General features: G+C 70.4%; 20 protein-coding genes and 1 tRNA gene. 9 read left to right on the top strand and 12 right to left on the bottom strand.

The genetic code is table 11. The features are described 5' to 3' along the window. Nucleotides 1–13: 13 nt before the first annotated feature. From OEB96_RS15295 to OEB96_RS15335, 9 genes are all read right to left on the bottom strand, one after another. Nucleotides 14–514, bottom strand: coding sequence for an SRPBCC family protein (locus OEB96_RS15295; RefSeq protein WP_266216545.1), 501 nt, complete (start codon nt 512–514; stop codon nt 14–16). Beyond that, complete coding sequence (locus OEB96_RS15300; protein WP_266216547.1) at nt 511–858, bottom strand: ArsR/SmtB family transcription factor; 348 nt, start codon at nt 856–858, stop codon at nt 511–513. Before OEB96_RS15300 ends, OEB96_RS15295 begins: the two co-directional genes overlap by 4 nt. A gap of 98 nt (nt 859–956) precedes the next feature. Next, nucleotides 957–3,527: an excinuclease ABC subunit UvrA gene (locus OEB96_RS15305; RefSeq protein WP_266216548.1), complete on the bottom strand. Its 2,571-nt coding sequence runs from the start codon at nt 3,525–3,527 to the stop codon at nt 957–959. 43 nt (nt 3,528–3,570) lie between these two features. Next, nucleotides 3,571–3,981 carry a VOC family protein gene (locus OEB96_RS15310; protein ID WP_266216550.1) on the bottom strand — a complete coding sequence of 137 codons (411 nt, stop codon included), beginning with the start codon at nt 3,979–3,981 and terminating at the stop codon, nt 3,571–3,573. Nucleotides 3,982–3,991: 10 nt separating this feature from the next. After that, nucleotides 3,992–4,435 (bottom strand): helix-turn-helix transcriptional regulator, encoded by a 444-nt coding sequence (locus OEB96_RS15315; protein WP_266216552.1) that lies wholly within the window; start codon nt 4,433–4,435, stop codon nt 3,992–3,994. 242 nt (nt 4,436–4,677) lie between these two features. Continuing rightward, nucleotides 4,678–4,750 (bottom strand) — tRNA-Asn (locus OEB96_RS15320). Nucleotides 4,751–4,873: 123 nt separating this feature from the next. Then, a complete protein-coding gene (locus OEB96_RS15325; RefSeq protein ID WP_266216553.1) occupies nt 4,874–5,590 on the bottom strand; it encodes a hypothetical protein in 717 nt (238 codons plus the stop codon). Between the two features lie 51 nt (nt 5,591–5,641). Continuing rightward, entirely contained in the window at nt 5,642–7,063 is a 1,422-nt protein-coding gene (locus tag OEB96_RS15330; RefSeq protein WP_266216555.1) for an RNA polymerase sigma factor, read from the bottom strand. Beyond that, nucleotides 7,060–8,037, bottom strand: a complete 978-nt coding sequence (locus OEB96_RS15335) for a hypothetical protein (RefSeq protein ID WP_266216556.1) — start codon at nt 8,035–8,037, stop codon at nt 7,060–7,062. Before OEB96_RS15335 ends, OEB96_RS15330 begins: the two co-directional genes overlap by 4 nt. A 228-nt stretch (nt 8,038–8,265) precedes the next feature. Here OEB96_RS15335 and OEB96_RS15340 point away from each other — a divergent pair, with 228 nt between their 5' ends. From OEB96_RS15340 to OEB96_RS15365, 6 genes are all read left to right on the top strand, one after another. Continuing rightward, nucleotides 8,266–8,679, top strand: coding sequence for a PaaI family thioesterase (locus OEB96_RS15340; RefSeq protein WP_266216557.1), 414 nt, complete (start codon nt 8,266–8,268; stop codon nt 8,677–8,679). Further along, nucleotides 8,676–10,415 carry a thiamine pyrophosphate-binding protein gene (locus OEB96_RS15345; protein WP_266216559.1) on the top strand — a complete coding sequence of 580 codons (1,740 nt, stop codon included), beginning with the start codon at nt 8,676–8,678 and terminating at the stop codon, nt 10,413–10,415. The genes OEB96_RS15340 and OEB96_RS15345 overlap by 4 nt, the downstream gene beginning before the upstream one ends. A 50-nt stretch (nt 10,416–10,465) precedes the next feature. Further along, a complete protein-coding gene (locus OEB96_RS15350; protein WP_266216561.1) occupies nt 10,466–10,795 on the top strand; it encodes a tellurite resistance TerB family protein in 330 nt (109 codons plus the stop codon). A 9-nt stretch (nt 10,796–10,804) separates the two neighbouring features. Next, nucleotides 10,805–11,653: a fibrinogen-like YCDxxxxGGGW domain-containing protein gene (locus tag OEB96_RS15355; protein WP_266216562.1), complete on the top strand. Its 849-nt coding sequence runs from the start codon at nt 10,805–10,807 to the stop codon at nt 11,651–11,653. A 77-nt stretch (nt 11,654–11,730) separates the two neighbouring features. Further along, complete coding sequence (locus OEB96_RS15360) at nt 11,731–12,066, top strand: hypothetical protein (RefSeq protein ID WP_266216563.1); 336 nt, start codon at nt 11,731–11,733, stop codon at nt 12,064–12,066. Nucleotides 12,067–12,198: 132 nt separating this feature from the next. Continuing rightward, nucleotides 12,199–13,296, top strand: coding sequence for a DUF418 domain-containing protein (locus tag OEB96_RS15365; RefSeq protein ID WP_266216565.1), 1,098 nt, complete (start codon nt 12,199–12,201; stop codon nt 13,294–13,296). A 9-nt stretch (nt 13,297–13,305) separates the two neighbouring features. Here the strand turns inward: OEB96_RS15365 and msrA are convergent, their stop codons facing one another. Together msrA and OEB96_RS15375 are read right to left on the bottom strand one after the other, a co-directional pair. Next, a complete protein-coding gene (gene msrA / locus OEB96_RS15370; protein WP_266216566.1) occupies nt 13,306–13,965 on the bottom strand; it encodes a peptide-methionine (S)-S-oxide reductase MsrA in 660 nt (219 codons plus the stop codon). Nucleotides 13,966–14,058: 93 nt separating this feature from the next. Then, the gene (locus OEB96_RS15375) at nt 14,059–18,516 is read right to left on the bottom strand and encodes a nitric oxide synthase oxygenase (protein ID WP_266216568.1); all 4,458 of its coding nucleotides are present in this window, start codon (nt 18,514–18,516) and stop codon (nt 14,059–14,061) included. Between the two features lie 358 nt (nt 18,517–18,874). Between OEB96_RS15375 and OEB96_RS15380 the strand changes: the two genes are divergently transcribed. The 3 genes from OEB96_RS15380 (at nt 18,875) to OEB96_RS15390 (ending at nt 24,288) form a co-directional block, all read left to right on the top strand. After that, nucleotides 18,875–20,368, top strand: coding sequence for a choice-of-anchor Q domain-containing protein (locus OEB96_RS15380; protein WP_266216569.1), 1,494 nt, complete (start codon nt 18,875–18,877; stop codon nt 20,366–20,368). 212 nt (nt 20,369–20,580) lie between these two features. Next, entirely contained in the window at nt 20,581–21,567 is a 987-nt protein-coding gene (locus OEB96_RS15385) for an ADYC domain-containing protein (protein WP_266216570.1), read from the top strand. Nucleotides 21,568–21,705: 138 nt separating this feature from the next. Then, the gene (locus OEB96_RS15390; protein ID WP_266216571.1) at nt 21,706–24,288 is read left to right on the top strand and encodes a serine/threonine-protein kinase; all 2,583 of its coding nucleotides are present in this window, start codon (nt 21,706–21,708) and stop codon (nt 24,286–24,288) included. On the opposite strand, the gene OEB96_RS15395 is transcribed toward OEB96_RS15390, so the two are convergent. Further along, nucleotides 24,264–25,682 (bottom strand): sigma 54-interacting transcriptional regulator, encoded by a 1,419-nt coding sequence (locus OEB96_RS15395; RefSeq protein ID WP_266216573.1) that lies wholly within the window; start codon nt 25,680–25,682, stop codon nt 24,264–24,266. The genes OEB96_RS15390 and OEB96_RS15395 overlap by 25 nt on opposite strands. Nucleotides 25,683–25,707: the final 25 nt, after the last annotated feature.

Below are 25,707 nucleotides of genomic sequence, written 5' to 3' on the forward strand. Positions count from 1 at the left end.
GGTCCGAGGCTCGTCACAGCTCGTGGGCCATCGCCACGAGCTGGTCCAGGGCCGCGCCCCAGCCGTCGTGGAAGCCCATCTCCTCGTGGCGGCTGCGGCTGTCGGCTGTGCCGTGCATGGCGATCGCAGTGTACTTGGTTCCCGTGCCGCTGGGCTCGAGCAGGACCGCCGCCGTGAGGCGAAAGGGACAGTGAGGCGCCGGTTCCTGGCGCGACGGCCGAAAGCCCGTCTCGAGCGCATCGGTCCACACGAGCCGGCGCTCGGGCACGATCTCGAGGTAGCAGCCCACGTTGGGGAACTGCTCGCCCTCGGGGGACTGCATCACCGTGCGGAAGATCCCGCCCGGGCGTAGATCGATCTCGCAGTCGACGGTCGTCCACGGCGCGGGTGTGAACCACTTCTTGATGTGCTCGGGCTGCGTCCAGGCCTTCCACACGAGCGCCGGCGAGACGTCCACGACGCGCTCGAGCACCAGGTCCAGGTTGGGGTCGATGTTCCATCGTTGCGGGGTCATGTGTTCTCCTCTTCTGCTTCCGCGAGTTCGGCCAGGTAGTCGTCGAGCTGATCGAGGCGGCGCTCCCACATCGAGCGCTGCTCGCTCAGCCAGTCCTCGACGAGCCGCAGGCGCCGGGGTACGAGCCGGTAGGTCCTCACCCGGCCGGTCTTCCTCGAACGAACCAGCCCGCACTCCTCGAGGACCTTGAGGTGCTGCACGAACGAAGGCAGCGCCATGTCGAAGGGCTCCGCGAGCTCGCTGACCGCCGCGGCGCTGCGGCCGAGACGCTCGACGACCCGACGCCGGGTCGGGTCCGACAGCGCCCGGAAGACGCCGTCGACGGCTCGTGGAGCGGCAGACACGGGGGCAGTCTAGGGCGTCCCAATACTTAGGTCAATGCCTAAGTATTGGAAAGTGATCACGACCGGCTGCCGTCTCGCCGCGAGCCCGTGCGTCCTGATCAGGCGCCCACGTAGGCCGCGAGGTGCTCGCCGGTGAGGGTCGAGCGGGCGGCCACGAGCTCGGCGGGCGTGCCCTCGAAGACGATCCGCCCGCCCTCGTGGCCGGCCCCGGGACCGAGGTCGATGATCCAGTCGGCATGCGCCATGACGGCCTGGTGGTGCTCGACGACGATGACCGACTTGCCGGAGTCGACGAGCCGGTCGAGCAGGCCGAGCAGCTGCGCCACGTCGGCGAGGTGGAGGCCGGTGGTCGGCTCGTCGAGGACGTAGATGCCGCCCTTCTCGGCCATGTGGGTGGCGAGCTTGAGCCGCTGCCGCTCGCCCCCGGACAGCGTGGGCAGCGGCTGGCCGAGGCCGAGGTAGCCGAGCCCGACGTCGGCGAGTCGCTCGAGGATGGCGTGGGCCGCCGGGGTGCGCGCCTTGCCGGTGCCGAAGAACTTCTCGGCCTCGATCACCGACATCGCGAGCACCTCGCTGATGTCGCGGCCGCCGAGGCGATACTCGAGCACCGAGGCCTGGAAGCGCTTGCCCTCGCACTCCTCGCAGGGAGTGGCCACGCCGGCCATCATCGCCAGGTCGGTGTAGATGACGCCGGCGCCGTTGCAGCCGGGACAGGCGCCCTCGGAATTGGCGCTGAACAGCGCGGGCTTGACGTCGTTGGCCTTCGCGAACGCCTTGCGGATCGGGTCGAGCAGCCCGGTGTACGTCGCGGGGTTGCTCCGCCGCGAGCCGCGGATCGGAACCTGGTCGATCGACACCACGCCCGCACTCGCGGGGATCGACCCGTGCACGAGCGAGCTCTTGCCGGAGCCGGCGACCCCGGTGACGACGACGAGCACGCCGAGCGGGATGTCGACATCGACCCCCGCGAGGTTGTGGGTGGTCGCGCCGCGGATCTCCAGCTTGCCGGCGGGGCCACGCACGGTCGGCTTGAGCGCGGCTCGGTCGTCGAGGTGGCGCCCGGTGATGGTGCCGCTCTCGCGCAGCCCCAGGACGGTGCCCTCGAAGCACACGGTGCCCCCGGCCGAGCCGGCGCCGGGGCCGAGATCGACGACGTGGTCGGCGATTGCGATCGTCTCCGGCTCGTGCTCCACCACGAGCACCGTGTTGCCCTTGTCCCGCAGCCGCAGCAGCAGGTCGTTCATCCGCTGGACGTCATGGGGGTGCAGGCCCGCGGTGGGCTCGTCGAAGACGTAGGTGATGTCGGTGAGCGCGGAGCCGAGGTGGCGGATCATCTTGGTGCGCTGCGCCTCGCCGCCCGACAGCGTGCTCGAGGAGCGGTCGAGCGAGAGGTAGCCCAGCCCGATCTCCACGAACGAGTCGAGGCTGTGCCGCAGCGCGGCGAGCAGCGGGGCCACCGACGGCTCGTGCAGGCCGTGGACCCACTGCGCGAGGCCGCTCACCTGCATCGCGCAGGCGTCGGCGATGCTGATCCCCTCGATCTTCGACGAGCGCGCCGCCTCGCCGAGCCGAGTGCCGCTGCACTCCGGGCACGTGGTGAACGTCACCGCCCGCTCCACGAACGCGCGGATGTGCGGCTGCATCGCGTCGACGTCCTTGGACAGGAACGACTTGTGGATCGTCGGGATCAGCCCCGCGTACGTCAGGTTGATCCCGTCGACCTTGATCTTGGTGGGCTCCCTGTGGAGCAGGTCGTGCAACTCCTTCTTGGTGTACTTGCGGATCGGCTTGTCCGGATCGAAGAAGCCGCAGCCGCGGAAGATGCGGCCATACCAGCCGTCCATGCTGTAGCCGGGGATCGTGAGCGCCCCCTCGTTCAGCGACTTGCCCTCGTCGTACAGCGCCGACAGGTCGAAGTCGGTGACCGAGCCCATGCCCTCGCAGCGCGGACACATGCCTCCGATGCGGCTGAAGCTCGCCTTCACGGTCTTGCGGTTGCCGCGATCGACGGTGATCGCACCGCTGGCGCGGACCGACGCCGTGTTGAACGAGAACGCGCTGGGCGGGCCGATGTGCGGCTTGCCGAGCCGACTGAAGAGGATGCGCAGCATCGCGTTGGCATCGGTGACGGTGCCGACGGTGGAGCGAGGGTTGCCGCCGATCCGCTCCTGGTCGACGATGATCGCGGTCGTCAGCCCTTCGAGCACGTCGACGTCGGGGCGCGCCAGCGTCGGCATGAAGCCCTGTACGAAGGCGCTGTAGGTCTCGTTGATGAGCCGCTGCGACTCCGCGGCGATCGTGCCGAACACCAGCGAGCTCTTGCCCGAGCCGGAGACTCCCGTGAACACCGTCAGTCGGCGCTTGGGGATCGCGATGTCGATGTCCCCGAGGTTGTTCTCGCGCGCACCGTGAACGCGGATGAACTCGTGGCGATCGGCGGCGTGGAGGCCTGGCGAGCGCGTCGGCGCGCTCTTGGTCGCCTCACTGGCCACCGCCCTTGGTTTCGTGCGCTTGGCCGACTTCTTGGTCGTGCCCCTGGCCGACTTCTTCGCCGACTGCTCGGTCGTGCCCCTGGCCGACTTCTTCGCCGTCTTCTTGGTCGTGCCCTTCGCCGACTTCTTCGCCGTCTTCTTGGTCGTGCCCTTCGCCGTCTTCTTCGCCGTGCTCATCGTGTCTCTTCATCCTCTTGCGCGGAGCTGCCTTCGTGGTGGCTCAGCGGCGTTGCTGGATGCGCAGCAGATTGCCCGCAGGATCGCGGACGGCACAGTCGCGAACGCCGTAGGGCTGCTCGGTCGGTTCCTGGACGATCTCGACGTCGCTCGCCTCGAGCCGCGCGAAGGTACCGTCGAGGTCGGCGGTGGCCAGCAGGAGCGAGGCATAGGTGCCCTTGGCCATCATCTCGGCGATGGTGCGGCGCTCGTCCTCGGTGACTCCGGGGCTGGCCGCCGGTGGATGGAGGACGATGGCCGTGTCGGGCTGTCCGACCGGGCCGATCGTGATCCAGCGCATGCCCTCGTAGCCGACGTCGTTGCGAACCTCGAAGCCGAGGAGGTCGCGGTAGAAGGCCAGGGAGGCGTCCGGGTCGGTCTGGGGGAGGAAGCTCGAGTGGATGGTGATGTCCATGGCGGTGATGCTAGGCGCGGCCAGCCGCCGGCGCTTCTCGATTCCTGACCGGGCGGGTCACTTGTCTGGCCACGCAGGCCGGCATCCCCTCGGTCGCGCGCGCCGCTTGGCGCCGGTAGACGCTGGGCGGCACGCCGACCAGCTCGGTGAAGCGAGTGCTGAAGGTGCCCAGCGACGAGCAACCGACTTCGAAGCAGACCTCGGTGACGCCGAGATCGCCACGGCGCAGCAACGCCATCGCGCGCTCGATGCGCCGCGTCATCAGATACGCATAGGGCGGCTCACCGTAGGCGCGCCGGAACTGGCGGCTGAGGTGCCCGGCCGACATGCCCACACCACGGGCGAGCGCCTCGACGTCGAGCGGCTGCGCGTACTCCCGATCGATCCGATCCCGAACGCGACGCAGCTTCGCGAGGTCACGCAGGTGCTGGGCGAGCGCGGGTCCGGTGGTCATGCGCGCGATGGTGCCACGCCGCACCGGAGTTGTCCGACCGTGTACTGTCCACACTCGGCAGCCCGTCGCCAACGCCGAACAGGAGGGACGTGACACGCTGATGTTCGCTCGCGCAGGTCATCGGGTGGTGGGTGTCGACGTGTTGCCAGCCGACCCGAGGCCTTGGCCAAGACCCGCCGGCATCACCGGCGAGGGTCCTGTCACGAAAAAGGCCCAGGCTGAATGGCCTGGGCCTCATGAAGCTCCGGAGGAGGGACTCGAACCCCCGGCCCGGCGGTTAACAGCCGCCTGCTCTACCGACTGAGCTACTCCGGATTGGGTTGGGCGCGGATACCTACCCGCACCGCCCTTCACCGTCAAGGTCGTCGCGCGCCACGCCGGAAATCGCGGAACATTCTCCAACGATTCCAGCACTCTACGAATGCACGAGACCACGCGCTAGGCCGGCATGCCGCACCCCGCCCATCCGCACATGCACTCGCAGACGGCTCCGAGGTCGGCATCCTCGAACAACCACTGCTCGTCGACGTTGGTCAGCACGGCCGAGCACGTCTCGCAGCCACAGACGTAGCTCTCGGTGCCCGGCGGATAGGGGCCACATGCATCGGTCCCGCCGGTGGTGTCGCCCGCGGTGGCGGTCGCGTCGGTCGTCGCGTCACCCGTGCCCCAGCTGTCCTCGCCGGGGAACGAGCCCGTGGTGCCGCCAATCGGATCGCCGCAGCCCATCGCGGTGCACAGGCACTCGCCGTTGGCGAACAGGTGCACTTGCGCACCCACCACCACGTCGAGGGTACCCCCACCTTCGCACTCGATGCCCTCGTGGAAGATCGGAGCACCCGGCTCGGGCTCCATCAGCACGATCCCACACAATGCGAGCGCGGTGGCACCATCGACGTCGCCACAGCTCATGCCAGTGGTGGAGGTCATGGTGCCACCGGGCTCGGGCGGAGCGCTGCTGTGGCCCGGGCCCATGCTGGTGCTCGACTCGATCACCCCCGAACCCCAGACATCGGAGTCCTCGCCAGTTCCACCACCGGGCTCGTCACCGACCTTGCCCTCGAAGATGCAGCCGAGCGAGGCCAGCCATAGCGTGGCCAGGGCGAGGGTGGAGCGAGCGGAGCAAACGAGGTGAGCGTGAGTGATGCCGGCGTTCATCGGTTGGTTCCTGCGCCTGACATCCCCACCGAGGACGGCATCCGTCACTCCTCACGAACAAACATCGGCCACCCCGGCGGCGACCGGAGAGCGGGGGCTGTCGCGCAGCAATCGACGAGCCTCGACACGCGCTTGGTCGACGCGATCGAGACCACACAGCGCTCGTACCCGTGCCGCACGACGCTCGTCGACCAGCACCCCCAGCGGGAAGCGTCGCTCGTGCTCGTCGAGCAAGCGCAGGGCCTGCGCATGATCCCTGCCCTGGAGGGCTCGCTGAACCCCGACGAGCAGCTCGTTCTCGGCGTCGAGCGCATCCACATCGTTGCCGCGCGGGGCCACGTCGACCCCCTGCGGCTCGCTCGGTGCGGGTCTCGAGTCCCGGGAAGGAGGCCGCGTACGCGCCGACACCGACGAGCGCGGCCGCTCGACGACCGGCTCCCTCGTGATGCGGGAGACCGAGACCATGCCCGAGCTCGCGGGGCTCGGCCGTTCGTCGCGGGTGGTGTCCTCGGCGGGGTGGACCTCGAGCCGCATGCTGGCCCCTCGCCCGAGACCGTCGGCCGGGCCGGCAAGGACGCTCGTCACCGGGATGGGTGGCAGCACGGGACCATCGACGGCGGCCCGCGCGACGCCCAGGCCGAGCACGCCCACTCCCACCACGAGCGCGAAGGCCTTCGCGCCGGAGAGCAGGCCGCTCAACGCGGTGATCCCCGAGCCGCTCGTACCCAGCGACGCACCGAGCTCGGGCACCAGCAGCACCCATGCCCGCATCGCGGCCCGACGGGGTGGCTGCTCCTCGCGGCGCAGCGCGGTCAACACGGCGGCCCGCTCCGTGCCCAGCTCGGAGGCAAAGCGATCGACCCGTCGCCGGGCGAGCCGCAGGCGCGAGTACGCGGTGTTGAGCGGGATCTCGAGCGCCTGCGCGATCTCGGGTCCAGTCAAGCCATGGACCTGGGCCAGCAAGAGTACGTGGAGCTGCTCGTCGTCGAGCTCGCCGAGCAGATCGTCGAGCAGGCGCTTGGCATCCTGCCCGTCGACCGAGCTCGTCCCGCGGCTCGGTGAGTGGCTCGCCGCCACCTCGAGCGCGGCGAGCTTGCGGCGCTGGCGATGGTCGGTCCGACGCAGCCGCGAGGCCACGCGCCGGGCGATGCTGGACAACCATGCCCTTGCCGACGCATCGGGCTCGAGCGTGTGCAGCCGGCGATGAGCGACGATCCAGACCTCTTGCACCGCATCCTCGTGCTGGGCCGCCGGCACCCCAAAGCGCCGCACCATGGACCACACGAGCCCGAAGTGCTCGCGATAGAAGCGCTGGAAGGCTCGACGCGAGCGCACGGCGTCTTGGCGCGCAACCCCCGGTCGCACGCGGACCGAGCCCCGCCGCCATGACGACACGGCGACCGCACGAGCACCGGGGTCGGGCTCGCGCTCGTCGGGGCCGAACGCGGCGTCGTCGCACGAGTCGTAGGTCACCGCGAACGCTCATCCCCGGATGGCCCGCCATCCGTCACCCGCGGCGATGGAATCTCGAAGGAGAGCCCCACCAGCGCGCGACCGCCCAGCACCGCGGGCTCGTGCACGATCGTGCTCCCGCCCTCGCGCCCAACCCGCACCTTTGTTCGTGCTCCCGGCACCACGCCCTCCAGCGTCGCCCATAGCGCGACGCGCGGGGTGATGGACCAGGAAACCCCCGTTCCGATCACGGCCGCGAACCACGGCAGCGTGAGGCGCCGCGCGTCGACCAGCCCCACCCCCGAGGCGCGCAGGCCTCCGGCCTCGAGCCCCAGCACCAACGGCACGCGCACCCGCCGGCCGCCCAGGTGCACGCCGCCCTGCAGACCGACCGTGCCCAGCCCAACCACGGCGCCGCGGCGGACCGTGCCGTCGCCGACCTCGGCGAGCCGATCGATCCAGTAGCTGCCCTCGAGCCGCAGCAGCATGCGCTCGCCCACCACGGCGAGACCCCCACGCACGCCCCCGGTACCGCCCGGGATGGCGCCGAGCTCCCCGCCTCCCCCCACGCGCACGTGCACGCGAGGACGAGCGCGCGGCGGCGGGCGGGGAGAGGGCAGCGCAGCTTCGTCCAACGGGGTGACCGCGAGCCCGGGGTCGACCCCGGGCGCCTCGCTCACCGGGGATACCGGCGGGATCGGCAGCACGGGCACGTCCGGGGCCTCGAGGCTCCCGTCGACCCCGATCGGATCCACGCTGACGGCCAGGATCAACGCGGCGGCCTCGGCCACGGCGCGACAGTCGTTGCCCCGCAGCGTGCGCTGCTGTCGTCGACCTCCGATGCTGGTCGTCAATTCGAGGCGCCACGGCGGCCCGGCGTGCACCACCCCCACCGCGCGCAGCTCGTTGGCCTCGGGCGCCCGGCCGAGCAGATCCTCCACGCGGCGCTCGACCGCCGTGGCCTCCGGGCAGCCCTCGGGGGCCTGCCACTCCACTGGCCCTCCTGCTGGCCCTCCTGCTGGCCCTCCCATTGGCCCCGTTGCCACGATCGCACCGAGGATCCCCGCGAGCACGGATTCGGGCCTAGCACGCGGGAGCGCCGACCGCCGTGCGATCCATCCCATTGGATGGTTCCCGACGGCCGGAGCCGGCCGGCAAGGCCCGCGCCGCCGCCAGCCGGCGCTCCCGAAGGGGCGGCCAGAGCGGGTATCCTCCCGCCACCCGTGGAGATCCGCACCCATCACGCCCTCGATCGCGAGCTGTGCGGCACCCCCGAGGCGATCGCCGAGGGCACCGCCACCGTGAGCATGACCGCCACCGCTCGCATGCAGGCCGACGCGACCGGGCTGGTGCACGGCGGCTTCGTGTTCGGCCTGGTCGACCACGCCGCCATGCTGGCGATCAACGAGCCCACCGTGGTGCTGGGCGCGGCCGAGCTGCGCTTTCGTGCCCCGGTGGCGGTGGGACAGCGGGTGATCGCAGAGGCCACGGTGGCCGAGCGCTCCGGCAAGAAGCACCGGGTCGACGTGGAGGCCCGCGTGGGCGACACGGTGGTCCTGACCGGTCACCTGACCTGCTTCGTGCCCCCCACCCACGTGCTCGCATCCGAGCCCAACCAGGAAGAACCGACCCCATGAACGGTGGAGATCAGATCGCCGAGGTCCTGCGCCGCCAAGGCGTGCGCTTCTTGTTCACCCTGTGCGGCGGTCACATCTCGCCGATCCTCGTGGGCGCCAAGCGCCGCGACATTCGGGTGATCGACGTGCGCCACGAGGTCAACGCGGTGTTCGCCGCCGACGCAGTGGCGCGCCTGACCGGGATCCCCGGAGTGGCGGCCGTCACGGCCGGCCCGGGCGTGACCAACACCATCACCGCGATCAAGAACGCCCAGATGGCGCAATCGCCCGTGATCCTGCTGGGCGGGGCCACGGCAACGGTCCTCAAGGGCCGCGGGGCGCTGCAGGACATCGACCAGATGGCGCTCATCGAGCCGCACGTGAAGTGGGCCACCGCCTGCACCCGGGTCAAGGACCTCGTGCCCACGCTCGAGAAGGCGTTCGAGGTCGCGCAGGAGGGCGTACCGGGCCCGGTGTTCGTGGAGTGTCCGGTGGACCTGCTCTACCCCGAGGACAACGTGCGCGAGTTCTACGGGGCCAAGGCGGCGTCGGACACCAAGAGCCTGCCCGAGCTGGCGCTGCAGGGGTACCTGCGCGCGCACCTCTTCCGGGTGTTCGCGGGCGCCAACAAGCACGCCCCCGGACCCCGCGTTCGGCCGCAGCCCCCCACCCCGTTCCCCGGCGCGGTCGAGCGCGCCGCCAAGCTGCTGCGGGAGGCCAAGCGCCCCGTGTTCGTGCTGGGCAGCCAGGCCACGCTGCAGCCCGAGGAGCTGCCGCGCCTGGTCGCGGCCATCGAGCGGCTGGGCGTGCCCGTCTACCTCTCGGGGATGGCCCGGGGCCTCATGGGAGCCAGCCACGACCTGTGGTTTCGGCACCAGCGTGGCAAGGCCCTGCGCGAGGCCGACCTCGTGCTGCTGGCCGGGGTGCCGTGCGACTTCCGCATGGACTACGGGCTGCAGATCAACCGCAAGGCCAAGCTCATCGCGGTCAACCGCAGCGAAGCCGACGCCAAGAAGAACCGTCGTCCCACCCTGGCCGTGGTGGCCGACGCCACCGAGCTGCTGTGTGCACTGGCCGAGCAGGCCGGGACCCCCGACGACTCGCCGGCCCGCGCGGCATGGCTGGGTCGACTGCAGGCCCGCGACGACGAGCGCAACGAGCAAATCGCCGGGCAGACCACGACCACGATCGAGCCCATGAATCCGCTGGCCGTGGTGCGGGCCATCGACGATGCCCTGGCCGACGACAGTGTGCAGGTGGCCGACGGCGGTGACTTCGTGGCGACCGCATCCTACGTGACCCGACCGCGCAGCCCCTTGTCGTGGCTCGACCCCGGGGCGTTCGGCACCCTGGGCGTGGGGGCAGGCTTTGCCCTGGGAGCCAAGCTGTGCCGCCCCGACGCCGAGGTCTGGATCCTCTACGGCGACGGCTCGGCCGGCTACAGCATCGCGGAGTTCGACACGTTCGTGAGACACGGCCTGCCCGTGATCGCGGTGGTGGGCAACGACGCGAGCTGGCAGCAGATCGCCCGCGACCAGGTGGTGCTGCTCGACGACGACGTGGGTACGGTCTTGGCCCGCAGTGACTACCACCGGGTGGTGGAGGGCTTCGGGGCCAAGGGCTTCGTGGTCGAGCGCGAGGAAGACCTGACGGCCGTGCTCGCCCAGGCCAAGGAGGCAGCCGCCAGTGGCATCCCGGTCCTGGTCAATGCTCACATCGGCAAGTCGGAGTTCCGCAAGGGGTCCATCTCGATGTGATGGACGACCATTGATGACAATTGGGCCACGGGTCGTGATATCGTCCGCCCATGGCGTCCATCACCGACCTGGACCGTGAAGACCGACTGCGCCTGATGAGGTTCGTGTGCGCCTTTGCGTGGGCCGACCTCGAGGTGCAGGACGATGAGAAGGTGGTGGTGGAGCGCCTCATCAAGACGCTCGATCTCGAGGCCGACCGCGAACAGATCATGCGGTGGCTCAAGAGCCCGCCCCCGCCCGAGGACGTCGATCCCACCCGCGTGCCCCGAGCCCACCGTCAGCTGTTCCTGGATGCGGCGCGCGCGGTGTTCAGCGCCGACGGGGTCATCGATCCCAAGGAGCAGGAGAACTTCGAGCTGCTCGAGCAGCTGATGATCTGATGCGGTCCCATGCGCGGCACACTCGGCATCCTCCTCGTCTCGAGCGCCTGCGCGCTGAATGCGGGCGGCCAGGGCTCTGATGCGGCGACGTCACCAGGCTCCTCGTCCGATGAGGGGACCACCGTCGCCCAGGCCGACGACACGACCTCGGTCTCCGAAGCGACCGGGGGAATGACCTCGACCAGCAGCAGCAGCGGCGGAGAGGACCCGACCACCTCCGGTTCTTCGTCGTCCTCCGGAGGCTCCGACACCACCGGCGAGCCGCTGCCCGCCTCGTGCAACGAGATCCTGGCGCTCGACCCCGGCGCGCAGACGGGCACCCATACCATCGCTCGGCTCGACGACGGCATGCCCATGAAGGTCCACTGCGAGATGGACCTCGACGAGGGAGGCTGGACCCTGGTCGCGCGCAGCGAGTCCAGTGCCAGCGGCCATCCCTTCGGCTGGGGACAAACCACGGGCGCGCTCGATGACGTCGACGAGGCCTACTCGCTCGGCGTCGCCGTGGTCGGCCCCGAGTTCACCGAGGTGCTGATCACCCGTCGCATGGGCTTTGCCACCCCCACCACCACGGCCTATGTCGTGCAGGTTCCGCCGGGGTTCCTGGACGACTACGGCGACTCGTCGGTCGAGACCATGGAGCTGCGCACCGTGCTGGGAGATTGCGATCCTGGCGGCGGGCCCGACATGCTGCGCTGGATCGGCTTCGCCAACAAGGACGACGTCTACTTCCTGCGCGACTACTCGGATGACGTCCTCGACTTCGGCCTGTTCCAGAACCGCTTCTACCTCTACTACGACAACTGCATGGAGGGTGCGGATCTGAACAATCAGCAGGGCGCCATCTTCGTCCGCTGATCCCAGGAGTGCGCGAGCGGACTCGCGCTCGATGAGAGCACTTGCATTCGAGCTCGCGGCGCGCGACGCTGGTGACGGTGCCGCGCTGCGCCGCCTGGCTTCGGCTGCTCGTGACTGCGCTGCTGTGCGTGGTCGGGGTTGCACGGCCGCTCACCCAGGTGTCCGCCGCCGCCGCCGCGACGCGGGCGAGCGACCCGGCGCAGGTGTCGACGTCGGCTCGTCTGGGCGAGCTCTCGCTGCTGCGCAAGCGCGTCGCGAACGACTCGAGCACCCACGAGGCCGGCCTCGTGGGCGCTCGGCCGTCGCTCGTCGTTGCGGCTCCCAGACCCGTCGGCGTGGTCGCTTCGCGTGACGCTCGTGCATCGAGCACGTCCGTCGAGCGTCCCCGCGCCCGCGGCCCGCCGATCGCGTGATCGCCGAGCCGAGCGCTGCGCCCACCGACGTGACCGTCGTGCGGGACTCGTGCGCGCTCGATCCCGTGTGCGCGTCGCGATGCGGTCCGTCGACCGCTGCCGTCCCGAGCTCTTCCTGTCCGAGCACCTCGGATGTCCAACGCCATCGACATGCCCAGCGGGCGGCTGCCCGGCTACGACGTCGCGCGAGCGATCGCCGTGCTGGGCATGATCATGGTCGACGTCCGCCACGAGATGCTCGCCTACCACGGCAGCTCGCTGCTCCGGTGGCTGTTCGACGGCATCGAAGGCAAGGCCGCCGCGCTGTTCGTGCTGCTCGCGGGGGCGGGCCTGTCGTTGCGCTCGCACCAACGCGACGAGGACTACGAGCCCACCATCGACTACCGACCGCTCGTCGAGCGCGCCTTGCTGCTCATCGCCCTCGGCCTTCTGCTGCTGCACCTGTGGGAGTACGACATCCTGCACTTCCACGGCGTGTACCTGCTGCTCGCGATTCCGCTGCTGCGCGCCCCCAGCCGAGCGCTGTGGCTGCTCGCGGTCGCGGCGGTGTGGATCGCCATGGTGCTCGCGGGCGAGCTCGACTGGGCGGTGCGCCCCACGCTCACGCCGGGCGGCGTCGTGCGCCACGTGTTCTTCAACGGGCTCTACCCCGTGTTCCCGTGGATCGCGTTCCTGCTCGTGGGCATGGCGATCGGGCGGCTCGAGCTCGGCGAGCGCCGCGTGCGACGGCGCGCGCTGGCGATCGCGGTCGCCGTCGCCCTGCTCGCGTTCGGGCTCGACACGCTCGGGCGCCACGAGCGGCAGCACCAGCTGCTGGGCCTGGGTGGCTACGCCGACTGGCTGCTCACCTGGCCCCGCGCGCCACGGCCGTTCTTCATCGTATCGGGCTCGGCGATCGCGGTGGCGACGATCTGCGGCTGCATCGAGCTGTCGCAGCGCCGCGGGCACAGCCGGCGGGTGCTCGCGCTCGTCGCAACCGGCCAGCTCGCGTTCACGATCTACTTCCTCCACGTGGTCGCGATCCTCGTGCCGCTCGAGCACGGCTTCCTGCGCGGCGAGCCGCTCGAGCTCGCGTTCGCCTATGCCGTGGCGTGCTACGGGGCTGCGCTCGCGTTCGCGCTGTGGTGGCGCCACCGCTGGCGACACGGCCCGCTCGAGGGCCTGCTGCGTCAGGTCACCGCCCGCGAGCGCTCGGTGACCACCAGCCACGGCCGCCTGCGCGAGCAGTGAGGGGCCGCATCATGCAGGGCCCGCGACCAGGCCCACCGGACACTCCACCCCGGTGCCCCCCAGCCCGCAGTAGCCCCCCGGGTTCTTGGCCAGGTACTGCTGGTGATACTCCTCGGCGTAGTAGAACGGCGGAGCATCGAGGATCTCGGTGGTGATGTCCTCGTAGCCAGCCTCGCGCAGGCGCGCCTGATAGCCCGCGCGCGAGGCCTCGGCGGCGTCGCGTTGGTCGTCGCCGTAGACGTAGATCCCCGAGCGATACTGGGTGCCCGCATCGTTGCCCTGGCGCATGCCCTGCGTCGGATCGTGGCTCTCCCAGAACGTCCGCAGCAGCGTGGCGTAGTCGATCGCCTTGGGATCGTAGACCACGCGCACCACCTCGTTGTGACCGGTGCGCCCCGAGCAGACCTCGCGATAGGTGGGATTGGGCGTGAGGCCGGCGGCATAGCCCACCATGGTGGAGTACACCCCGGGCAAGCTCCAGAACTTGCGCTCGGCCCCCCAGAAGCAGCCGAGGCCGAACATGGCGAATTCGTGGGCCTCGGGAAAGGGCGGAACGAGACGACGGCCGTGCACGAAGTGGACCTCGGGCACGGGCATCACCTCGTCGCGACCGGGCAGCACTTCCTGGGGAGTGGGCATGCGGAGCTTGGCAGAGTCGAAGAACGGCATGGCGAGCGACGACGAGCATAGCGCGACCCGACGGTCTCGCCACGCCTCGTCGTGCACGGCTCGCCAACCGAGCAGGACCCGGGACGGGGAGCCTCAAGACCGCCGCGGCGGCACCGCGGCATGCACCGAGCTCGACTCGAGCCACTCGCGCTTGGCCACCGCGAACATCGAGCTCGACGCCGACGCCGCGCTCGAGCTCGACTCGTCGCGCACGTGCTGAACCACCCACCGCGTGGCCGACTCGTAGCTCGCGCCGCCGGCATCGCGCAGCGACTCGGTGGTCTCGCCGACGTGCAAGGTCACCCCCCACACGTCGGCCTGGTAGCGCCGCTGCCGCTTCATGGTCGCAAAGAAGTCGTGGGCGGCGTCGCGGCGCAGCCCACCCACCCCCACCGCGATGGACAGGAACGCCTCGAACACGTCGTCGGCCATCTTGGCGTCGCCACAGATGGACACGTGGCAGCGGGGATCCGAGAGCACCGCCCACAGCTCTGCGGCCTTGTCCTGCATCAGGTGCTGGACGTAGACCTTGTGCGGCGTCTTGCGCGAGAACGCCACGTCGAGCTGGCTGAGCACGCCGCAGCGCTGCCATGCCTCGAGCCGATCGCGGTACAGGAAGTCGCCCTCGTTGCGGCAACCGAACCATAGCCAGGCGGGACCGAGGGCAGTCCCCGCGCCGAGCAACGCCTGGCGCTCCTCGAGGAAGCCGATGAGCGGGGAGATGCCGGTTCCCGGTCCCACCATCACCAGCGGCGCAGTGGGATCGTCGGGGAGGCGGAAGTCCGAGCGACGGACCTCCACCTGCACCGGGGCCCCGGGACGAAGACCCGCGAGGTAGCTCGAGCACAGACCAGGGCGCACCCGACCGAGGCTGGTGACGACCTCGACCACCCCCACCGTCAGACGGACCCGACCGGGCGACAGCTGCGGCGAGGACGAGATCGAGTAGAGCCGCGGCTTGAGCGGGGGCAGCAGCTCGAGCAAGTGCCCGAAGTCGAGCGAGACCGAGGGGAAGTCGTCGAGCAGCGCACACAGGTCGACGTACTGGGCCGGCAGCTGCTGGTTGATCATGGCCGCGTGCGCGCCCCCGTAGCCGAGCTGCTCGACCATCGACTCGAGTCGATGGCGCTCGATCGGATCGGACGCGCGCAGCATCATGATCTCGAGCAGGTCGTCGAATGGCTCCTGGAGCTGTAGCGACAGCTCCCGCGACAGCACCTCGTACGGGTTGGAGCCCGCCGTGGGCGCGGAGCCCTCGGTGACCACGAAGCGTGCGCTCGGGTCGAGCTCCAGCCGATCGCACAGTCGCTCGACGAGCTTCGGTGGGTTGATCGGGTAGATCGCCAGGTGATCGCCGGGCTCGTAGCGGTCGACGAGCCCGGCGGCGTCGAAGGTGATGCACCGCGTGGAGCGCGAGCCGGGGTCGGCCTCCGCCAGCAGCTCCTCGTTGCCCGCGACCACGGCCAGCGTGCCGCGCAGCAGCACCGAAGGCGGCCGCGACTCGTGCGGCTGCAGCCACCGCAGCGCGACCGAGGTCTCGCGCGAGCGGGGCCGCCGGTCGTCGCGGTCACCCAGCACGCGCGCCACCAGCTCCATCCACTCGCGCACGCTGTTGGCCTGACCGCGCAGCTCGTCGCCGCGATGCAGCGGCAGCAGCCGCCGCGCCCCGGCTCGCGCCAGGAGCCCGTCGATGGTGACCCCTCCGGCGCAGAACCGCTCGTAGACCGAGCTGCCGATGCCCATGACGGCATACCCCAGGCTGGCCAGGGCCCCGGGCGGTAGCTCGTCGAGCCACTCCACGAAGTGCTCGGCGTTGCTGGGTACCTTGCCGTCGCCATAGGTCGAGGTCACCACGAGCAGCAGGCAATCACCGCCGAGCATCCCCGGGACCACGTCGTCGAGGGCCATCACCTGGCACTGCAAGCCCCGCAGGCGGCGGGCGACCTGGTAGGCGTAGCGCTCGGCCGTACCCGACTCGGAGCCAAAGGCCACGACCACCTGCTGGCTCCACCCCTCGTGGACCTCCTCGGTGACCTCGGCCCCCGCGTGGGCCGCCCGCTCCACCGCCCAGATGTCGGCCTGGTAGTGGTACTGCGGCTCGAGCACGAAGTCGCGCATCTCGTGGTGCCACACGGGACAGACGCTTCCGCCGAGCGGGGGCACGATCCACGACCACTGCGCCGGACACTCTCGCCCCATCCGCTTCTCGCGAAGATCGTGGGCCAGGAACTGCTGCGAGGCCGTGTGATGATCGACCATCGAGATCCGGCGGCTCTGGAACGAGTGCAGCACCGCCCGGTTGAGCGCCAGCCAGGCCTCGTCGCGCCACAGGGTCTGCTCGCTCGAGGTATCGAGCCCCATCACCTCGGCGATCGCCTCGCTCACGTGGTAGCGCTCCCACAGGTTGCGAGCGATCTCGGTCCCCATGAACCAGCCGTTGAACGGCGCGCAGGTGTAGTCGACCCCGCCCAGGGTGAGGCGAAAGCCCGAGATCGCCGGCACGGCGCACCACTTGAGCCCGAGCTCCTCGAACCCCGGGATCGAGGGGTGCGCAATGGGGACCTCGAGCACCGACTCGGGAGGCAGCGCATAGAGCTTGGGCGAGCGACCGGGGAGCTGGATCACCAGCGGCAGCAGGTCGAAGGCCGAGCGCTCGGCCGGGGGCTCCCAGCCCAGCTCCATGATCGCCCGGGTGAGCGCGAGATTGGCCTCGTCACCCAGCAGCGCGCCGCTTTGCAGCTCGTAGCAGGCGTAGCGGACGAGCTGCTGGTTCCAGGTCCGTGGACCCCAGCGCTCGCCCGGGCGACGCGGCCGGAACACGGTCATCACGATCTCGATGTTGCCCCCCGCGGTGGCACTGTGCAGGTGCTCGACCATCTCGCGGAACATCGCCTCGGGGTTGGTGACCTCGCGACGGTCGCGGACCACCATGTTGCTCCACTGGATCCGGCCGATGCACTTGGCCGAGTTTCGCCAGGCCAGCTGGGCCCCGAGCACGAGCTCCTCGTAGCTGTGCGAGTAGGTGCCGGTGGCCCGGATCTCGAGCTCGATGTCGGAGATGCGCTTGCGCAGGGTCTCCTCGCTCCACGAGAGCTCCTCGGCGATCGTGCTCACGAACGCGATCGCGTCCTCGATGAGCCGCTCCTCGCGGCGCATGGGCTGGGCCACGATCCGCCGCACCCGGGCCAGGATGCCCTCGAGCACGTCGCGGTCGTAGTCGCCATAGCTGCGCACGAACGCGCGCAGGAGTCCGTCGAGGGGGGCGAGCACCAGCGGGTAGATGTCGGTGGGGATCGAGTGCTCGCGATAGGTCCGCCCCAGCTCGTGCAGGGTGGGCAGCAGCGCATCGAGGTCGCCCAGCCCCTCGATGATGGTGCCGAGCGTGCGAAACAGGTGCTGCGAGGCCTCGAACAGGTGCCGCGAGAGCCGCTCGACGTCGGGATCACCAAAGCGCGCGAGCACGTCCGGCGACATCTCGAACAGCTTGCGGTAGAGGGCCACGCCCGCCTCGGCCTTGCACGCGTCGAACTTCGACCACAGGAACTGGATGCGCTCGACGTTGTGGGGAAACAGCAGCTCCTCGGCGACGTCGATGGCCTCGAACATGGGGGGCATCAGCGCGCCCGTCCAGAACCGCCACATCGCCGAGTCCTGGCCGCGGCGCAGGTCGCCGCGCTCGTAGTCGCGAAGGTAGGGCACCTCGGCCACCGCCCACAGGAACGCCCGCCGGGCCAGCACCCAGTGGCGTCGCCGCAGGCCCATCTCGGCCAGCAGCTTGGCGTAGCCCTCGAGCGTGTCGACCTCGCGTCGGGGATCGGGATGCGCGGGCCCGTAGGCCTCGCGAGCGAGCGTCTCGGTGTGCGGCTGCAGGGCCCGGATGCTCATGTCGAGCAATCCGAAGAACGTCTCGGGCAGCTCGTCGGCGAAGTCGCCGAGCATCGGCTCGAGCGAGGGCTCGTCGGCCAGCATGCGCTCGACGAAGAGCTGCATGACCATGTCCTTCCAGTCGAGCGCCTTGTTCCACGTGTCCTTGACGAGGACCGCCTCGCGGGTGGTCAGCGGCTCCACCGGCTCGAGCTCGACGGCGTCGTCGTCGTCCTCGGATCCGCCAAAGGACTGCGGCGCCGCATGCTCGAGCATGCGCACCCGCGGCGCCTCGCCGTACTCCTTGGTGAAGTAGAGCTGCGCCATCAGGGTCAGCCCGGGGGCCTCGGGCCAGTCCGGCAGCTCCTCGTAGACCCGCGTGACGATGCCATCGGCGATGGCTTCGCTCGTGTCGATCTCCACCGTGCCGATGGTCTGCCAGGGATTGCCCTCCCCGGCCTCGCGCACCATGACCGTGATCGTCAGCCGGCAGTGCCCGTCGAGCCGCATGCCCGCGTGCCAGCGCGGCTGCTGACGAATGCCCAGGCGGCTCTCGGCGGTGGGCAACGCGAAGGCATCGGCGGCCGCCGTGATCTGTGCGCGGTACTGGTAGTCGTCGCGTACAGGAAAGCCCTGGAGGGCCAACTCGTTGAGGTACAGAGCCTCGCGAACACTCGTCAGGGACATGGGGTTGGGAGGGTTGTAGCGTCCATCGGGGAAACGTGGACACCGGTGTCCCGAATTGAGATGCGACCGGGCGTGAGCCAAGGCGGCTGACGGGCCCAAAGACGCGCCCTCGACGCATGTCACTGGCGTCGACCCGTGAATGCCTCGCCGACGTCACCGGCCGGTGTCCCATGGGACCCTGGGGTGGGACACCGGACCGCGGGCCGACAACCCATCGAGATCACACGATCCGCGGGCCGGCACGGGGGTTGCTGGCCGGTCTCCATCCATGCATGTCCCGTCCTGTCTTCGAAGCGTCCGTCCCTTCTCCTGTTCGTCCTCCTGGCCTTCCTCGGGGTTGGGGCTCGCCGTCGGCCTCGTGACCTGGCTGGGTGCCGAGTCGATCGCCGCGGCCGCTCCCTGCTACGTGACCGATCCCTCCACCAGCGTGGCGGTCCCCGGCTCGCTGCCCTACTGCGTCGACCAGGTCAACTTGGGGCTCACCGATCACGTGGTGATCCAGGCCTTCCACTGGTACGCGCCCAATGCCCCGCTGGTGTTCGAGCGCTCGGCCCGGCTCAGCGGGCTGGGGCGCATCGTGATGCCCGGGGACGAGTTCGTCGGCGACAGTCTGTTCGTCGTGGGCACCCCGTGCCCCGGGCCTTCGTGCCAGGGCCAGGTCCAGGTGGAGATCGAAGGCCTGGAGATCGCCGCGGTGGGGGTGACGGGCGTGCGCGGCATCGACGTGCGCCCCGGCCACGAGCTGTGGCTCGAGTACGCGCAGCTCTACGAGTTCTCGGTGCTCGGCAACGGCAGCAACGGCGGCTGCGTGAGGGCCGGGCAGCAGAGCGTGCTGACGATCGTGGCGAGCACGTTCGAGGGCTGCATGGCCGACGACGGGGGCGCCGTGTTCACCGAAGCGACGAGCACCGAGATCCTGGGCTCGAGCTTCACCGGCAACCTCGCGGCCTACAACGGGGGCGCCATCGCGGTGGGAACGGCCAATTTCTTCGCCCGCACGCTCGGCATCGAGGGCTCGAGCTTCGAGAGCAACTTCGCGGACTGGGGCGGTGCGATCAAGGCGGCGGGCACCCAGGTCGGCATGGACGTGATCGACACCCAGTTCCTCGGCAACATCGCCACCTCGCGCGGGGGAGGCGTGCACGGCAAGGGCACGTTCGAGCTGTGCCGGTTCGAGGGCAACGAAGCCCAGAGCTTTGGAGGCGGCCTGCACTTGACGGAGTCGAGCACCGTCGCGAGCACCACCCTGTGGAGCAACGGCGCGATCGAGGGCGGAGGCGTGGCGTTCCGGCCCGGAAGCGGCGCAACGCTCGTACTCGAGGGCAGCACGCTCGCCCACAACGCGGTCAAGGGCGACGGCGCCCGCGGGGCAGGGCTGGCCACGCTCGGGGGCGTTGCGATCGTTCGCAACGCCACGCTCTCGAACAACGTCGCCAATGACGACGTGGCGAGCTCGTACGGCGGAGGGGTGTCCGTGGCGAACGGCAAGGCCTCGCTCCAGCACGTGACGCTCGCCGACAACCGCGCGACCGCGGGCGGGGGGATCCACATCGATGCCACCAGCGAGCTGTCGCTCCTCAGCAGCATCGTCGCGACCTCGACCGGTGGTGACTGCGAGCTGCTCGGGGGTCACTCCTCGGTGACCTCGCTCGACACCGACGGCACGTGCAGCGTCACCTTCTCGGGGGTCGATCCCCAGCTCGATGCGCTCGGGGACAACGGCGGCCCCACGTGGACCCGCTGGCCGGGCGCGCCCGAGGTGATCGACGTGGCGCAGTGCCATGCGGCCGTGGACCAGCGCAACGAGCCCCGGCCCGAGGACAAGTGCGACATCGGGGCGCTCGAGCCCTAGGCTCCTGGCCGCCGTTCCTCGCCACATTTCTCGGTTCCCGTCGCATGGGACGCGTGTGACGTCCCATGTGACGTCCCGTGGCGTGCGCGCGCGCGTCCGAGCGACGACGGCGCGACGACGGCGCGACATGGCGCGACATGGCGGAGATCACTGGCATCGACGACTCGCGGCGCTGGGCACGGGTCGTGCAACCACGGCAAGATATGACGACGATGCAGTCGACCCTTGGCATGCTTGGCTTGACCCTCTGTCTCACCGCGACGGTGACGGGCTGCGACCAGGATGCGCCGCTCGAGTTCGAGCCTGCGGAACTCGAGCCCGCGGAGCTCGAGCTGCGGATCGGCGGCCCGTGGGGCTGTCCGACCTGCGACTACGGCAACTCGCCCACCTGCGGCCTCTTTCCCCTCGACCGCATCGCGATGGACAAGGAGCTGCCCAACGCGGAGGCGTGGCTCGCGGGAATCCTCGATCCGGCCGGAGACCTCTTCGACGTGATCCTTCAGGACGACGGGTTCGTGGCCGACGTCCCCACGGGCCCCGTGACGGGACACGGGCTGCTCGGGTGGACGCTGGTGTTCTCCGACGGCACGAACGAGATGCCCGTGCAGATCAACAACATCGAGCAGCACGAGGACTGGGTCTCGGGCGACCTCGTCTGGACGTACGCTCTGGCCTACGACGATCCGTTCGACCCCGAAGCACCGGTGCAGAACGTCTGCCCCGGCATCAGCCCCGACCAGACCTCGGTGGTGCTCATCGCCGACGAGCTCTATGACGATGCGACCAAGACCGTCATGCCCAACCGCCCGGGCTGGATGACGATGGCCTGCCGCGGCCACGCCGTCATGAAGATGAAGTTCATGGGCCACGACCCCAACGATGCGTATGGCTCGGTGTGGCAGCAGCGACAGGCCGCGCTGAAGATGATCACCGCCGACTACTGCGGCGAAGGGCAGTCGTTCACCACGCTCGGGCAGCCGCTCGCGTGGGTCGACCAGCTCGGCAACTTCGGGTTCGGGGCGCTGCATCCCGATGACCGGCTCGAGGCCAAGTGGTCGGAGAACGGCGCGACCTGCCTCGACAAGCCGCGCTACGTGGACCGCAGCGATGTCGACGACGCGTGCGAGATCCCCGAGTGCAAGGGCGACACGACCATGGGCACCGCCCGCTGGCTGTCCTTCATCCCCGCCACCCCCTGAGCTGGCATCGAGGTCGCGGTGAAGACTCCCCGGTCGCCGGCCACTCCTGGATCGAGCCCCCGGTCGGACGGTCTCGCCACCGTCTCCGCGCCTCCACTATCATCCGGCGAGCCCGCCGGCGAGGCCCCGGACGAGACGATGGACGGCCCCTCGGAGGGGTCGTCCGTCGTGCCCGACGTCCCCGCCCGCATCGGACGCTACCTCGTCATCGAACGGATCGGCCACGGCGGCATGGGGGTCGTGCTCGAGGCGTTCGACCCCGAGCTCGACCGCCGCGTCGCGCTCAAGCTGCTCCACCCCGAGCGGGCGCGGGGAGCCTCGCGACTGCGACTGCTGCGCGAGGCTCAGGCCCTGGCCCGGCTGTCGCACCCCAACGTCGTGCAGGTCTATGACGTCGGCGTCAGCGGCGGCCTGGTCTTCATGGCCATGGAGCTCGTTCGGGGGCAGACGATCTCCCAGTGGCTCGGCGAGCGCACACGGGCATGGCCGGAGATCGTCGAGCGCTTCGCGGCCGCCGGCGAAGGACTGCGGGCCGCCCACGCGGTGGGTCTGGTCCACCGCGACTTCAAGCCCCACAACGTCCTGCTCGGAGACGACGGCCGGGTCCGGGTGGCCGACTTCGGCCTGGCCAGCGCAGAGGAGGCCACCGCGCTGGCCGAGCCCGACGGTCCGAGCACCCATAGCTATCTCGCCACCTCGCTCACCTCGACCGGGGCCGTGCTCGGCACCCCGCGCTACATGGCGCCCGAGCAGCACGCGGGCCTCGAGGTCGGTCCGGCCGCCGATCAATTCGCGTTCTGCGTGGCCCTGCACGAGGCGTTGTTCGGCGTGCATCCATTCGAGGGGAGCTCACGACTCGCGCTGGCGACCAACGTCATCGAGGGCCAGCTCGCCGAGCCCAGGAACGCATCCACGGTGCCCAGGTGGCTGTACGCGGCGATCCGTCGTGGCCTCGCCCCGGCCCCCGAGGACCGGCACCCGAGCATCGATCGACTGCTGCGGATCCTCGAGCAGGAACCACTTCGCCGTCGTCGACGATGGCGGGCCGGAGTGCTGTCGCTCGCGCTCGCGGTCGGGGCGGGGGGCACGACGCTGCTCGGACTCGCCGGCAACGCCCCGTGCACGGGAGGCTCGGCCGCGATCGCCGAGGTGTGGTCCGATGCGAGCCGCGACGCGATGACGATCAAGGCCACCAACCCCGAGGAAGCGGCCACGGCCGAGGTGGTGGTCCGCGCCCTCGACGACTATGCCGAGGCCTGGAGCGAGTCCCATCGCGCCGTGTGCATCGAGCATCGCGACGAGGCGATGTCGTCGGAGGTCTTCGATTCCGCGATGGGCTGCCTGCACCGTGGCCGGGCTGCCCTGCAGGGCGTGGTGGAGACGGCGATCGACGGTGAGCCGGGATCTCTACCCGCGGTGGCGGGAGCCGCGGCCGGCTTGCCGATGCCGTCGCACTGTCGGGACCGAGCGCGCCTGGCCCTGGACCTCGACGCCCCCCCGGATCCGACCACGGCCGCCGCGATCGCCTCGCTGCGAGAGCGCTTGGCCCGCGCCGAAGCGGTTCACGACGCAGGTGCACTGTCGGCCGCGATCGACGAGCTGTCCGCGATCGAGGACGAGGTCGCCGTGCTCGGCCACGCCCCGCTCGAGGCCGAGCGAGCGCTGATCGCAGGTCGGCTGGCCATCGTGCGTAGCGACTGGCCGCTGGCCCAGAGGGAGCTGATGCGAGCGCTCGAGCAAGCGCTCGGTTCCCGTGCCGACGTCATCGCAGCCGAAGCGATGGTGCGTACCGTGTTCGTCGATGCGGTGATGGACGGCCCGAGCGGCGTCGACATCCGCGACGAGGCCATGGCTCATGCGCTGCTCGAGCGCGTGCACTCCCCCGCGGAGCTGGCCGCGCTGCTGGCCAACAACGTCGGGGTGGTGCGAGCCCTCAGCGGCGACCGAGAGCGAGCGCTGCACTCGTTCCAGGCGGCACTCGCAATCGCCGACGAAGCCGGCGACGTCGACCCCGTCGAACATGCCGCCTACCTGCAGAACTTGGCCCGGCAGACCATGGACCCCGACGCCCGCGACGCATTGTTCGAACGTGGTCGGGCGCTGGCCGAGCGATGGCTCGGCCCTGCCCACGAGAAGACCCTCGAGCTGGCGATGCTCCGCGCCCTTCACACCATCGATCCGACCACCGCCACGGAGCGCATGACACCGGTCTGCGAGATCATGGCGAGCCGGCCATCCGCTCAGTGGCCGCGCTGCCTGTGCAAGTGGCGACTGGCCGAGCTCCATGAGCTGATCGGAGCGGAATCCGCCGCCAAGAACGCGCTGGAGCAGGCGACCCACTGCCTCGACCGCGCGCGTGCAACGACCGGCGACCCCTCGTTCCTGGATCTGCACGCGGCCAAGATCGCGGCCCACGCATCGCTGTTGGACGCAGACCACCAACGTGCGCTCGATGATCTCGATCGAGCCGAGCGAGGCCTGCAGCCGCACGCCGAGCTGCCCTGGATCGCGGTCGATCTCGCCGACGTCGCGCTCCTGCGTGCTCGGGTCCTGCATGCGCTGCAGCGCGGCCCCGAGGCCATCGATGGGCTGCGGGCGGCGATTGCGACCTATGACGAGGAAATCGCCAAGTCCGAGGACCGCACCCTCTACCGGCGACGCGATCGGGCCACACAGCTGCTCGCGACACTCGAGGCTCAGCGCCGAAGCTCGATCCCATAGGCCTCGACCCAGCGGTAGATCTGCCGTCGATCGCGGGCGTAGTGTCGCGCCACCGCGCGCAGGTTCCACTGCTCGTCCTCGAGCACCGCGAGCAACTCCTCGCGGGTGGGCTTGGGCGGTCGAGCCTCGCGTGCGGGCGTGGGCGTGGGCTCGGGCTCGACGGGTGGCGGCAACGGCGTGGAGACGGTCGCCGAGGAGGGCACGCACGGACGAGCCCATGCGGCCAGCCGCGCCCGAGAGATCCGCGCGGGCGGCGAGCCCGAGGCAGCATCGGTGGCCAGCTCGCGCACGAGGTGATCGAGCCCGCGGAGGTTCTCCGGCCAGTCGTGCAGCAGCAACACCTCCACCGCCTCGCCGCTGAACTCGAAGGGCGGCGCCCCGACGCCGCGATCGGCCTGCCAGCGCTGGTGCAGCACGTCGATCCACACGAGCAGATCGGCGCGACGCTCGGCCAGCCGTGGCACGTGGATCCGGGCCAGCGACAGGCGAGCGTAGAGATCGCGTCGAAAGCCGCCCTCCTCGACCGCGGCCACCAGATCGCGATGGGTGGCCGCAATGATGCGGGTGTCCACGGTGATCGTTCGCGTGTCCCCCAGCGGCACCACCTCGCCGCGCTCGACCGCGCGCAAGAGCTTGGGCTGCAGCTCGAGCGGAAGCTCGCCGATCTCGTCGAGGAACAACGAGCCCCCGGACGCGCTGCGGAACAACCCCGGCTGAGCCCTGACGGCCCCCGTGAACGCCCCGCGCTCGTGGCCGAACAGCTGACTGTCGGCGAGGCTCGAGGTGAGCGTGGCGCAGTTGGCGATGACCAGCGGCCCCGCGCGACCGCTGAGGCGGTGGAGCTCGTGTGCCACCGACTCCTTGCCGGTCCCGCTCTCGCCGATGATCAGCACGGGCGAGGCATCGGCCGCCGCGCGAGCGATGCCATTGCGCAGCGCGATGGCCCCGGCCGAGCGCCCCACCACCGCCGCGGTGGACACCCCGCCCCGCTCCTCGAGCACCCCCGAGCCCTGCTCGAACACCGCCACCACCTCGCCCAATCGCAGCACGTCGCCCGACCGCAGCACGCGTGGCACGGAGCCCACGGGCACCGCGTTGATCCACGAGCCGTTGCGGCTGCCCAGATCGGCGACCACGAACGTGTCGTGGCGTCCTTCGGCGCGCAGCTCGAGGTGGCGGCGAGACACGGTCTTGTGGGGCACCCGCAGGCCCTTGGACCCTGGCTCGCGCCCCAGCGTCGTGCCCCGGGGCAGCGGGTGGATGGCCGCCACCTCGCGCGGAGACACGACGCACAGGCGGGCCCAGGTCGACGTCGCCGTGGGCTCCTCGTCGTGGAGGACGCTCTCGGTCCGATCGCCATGGGCAACCCCTGGCCGGTCGGGCTCGCCGATCACCCCACATCGATAGCACAGGCGGTCG

This window comes from Paraliomyxa miuraensis, assembly GCF_026337845.1.
In the GTDB taxonomy this organism is placed as follows: Bacteria; Myxococcota_A; Polyangia; order Nannocystales; family Nannocystaceae; genus Paraliomyxa; species Paraliomyxa miuraensis.

Coding starts and splice junctions, on each gene's coding strand:
- OEB96_RS15325 (WP_266216553.1), bottom strand. CDS start 5,590: ATGAACGCCGGCATCACTCACGCTCACCTCGTTTGCTCCGCTCGCTCC.
- msrA (WP_266216566.1), bottom strand. CDS start 13,965: ATGCCGTTCTTCGACTCTGCCAAGCTCCGCATGCCCACTCCCCAGGAA.
- OEB96_RS15315 (WP_266216552.1), bottom strand. CDS start 4,435: ATGACCACCGGACCCGCGCTCGCCCAGCACCTGCGTGACCTCGCGAAG.
- OEB96_RS15365 (WP_266216565.1), top strand. CDS start 12,199: ATGTCCAACGCCATCGACATGCCCAGCGGGCGGCTGCCCGGCTACGAC.
- OEB96_RS15345 (WP_266216559.1), top strand. CDS start 8,676: ATGAACGGTGGAGATCAGATCGCCGAGGTCCTGCGCCGCCAAGGCGTG.
- OEB96_RS15355 (WP_266216562.1), top strand. CDS start 10,805: ATGCGCGGCACACTCGGCATCCTCCTCGTCTCGAGCGCCTGCGCGCTG.
- OEB96_RS15375 (WP_266216568.1), bottom strand. CDS start 18,516: ATGTCCCTGACGAGTGTTCGCGAGGCTCTGTACCTCAACGAGTTGGCC.
- OEB96_RS15295 (WP_266216545.1), bottom strand. CDS start 514: ATGACCCCGCAACGATGGAACATCGACCCCAACCTGGACCTGGTGCTC.
- OEB96_RS15350 (WP_266216561.1), top strand. CDS start 10,466: ATGGCGTCCATCACCGACCTGGACCGTGAAGACCGACTGCGCCTGATG.
- OEB96_RS15390 (WP_266216571.1), top strand. CDS start 21,706: ATGGACGGCCCCTCGGAGGGGTCGTCCGTCGTGCCCGACGTCCCCGCC.
- OEB96_RS15310 (WP_266216550.1), bottom strand. CDS start 3,981: ATGGACATCACCATCCACTCGAGCTTCCTCCCCCAGACCGACCCGGAC.
- OEB96_RS15305 (WP_266216548.1), bottom strand. CDS start 3,527: ATGAGCACGGCGAAGAAGACGGCGAAGGGCACGACCAAGAAGACGGCG.
- OEB96_RS15385 (WP_266216570.1), top strand. CDS start 20,581: ATGCAGTCGACCCTTGGCATGCTTGGCTTGACCCTCTGTCTCACCGCG.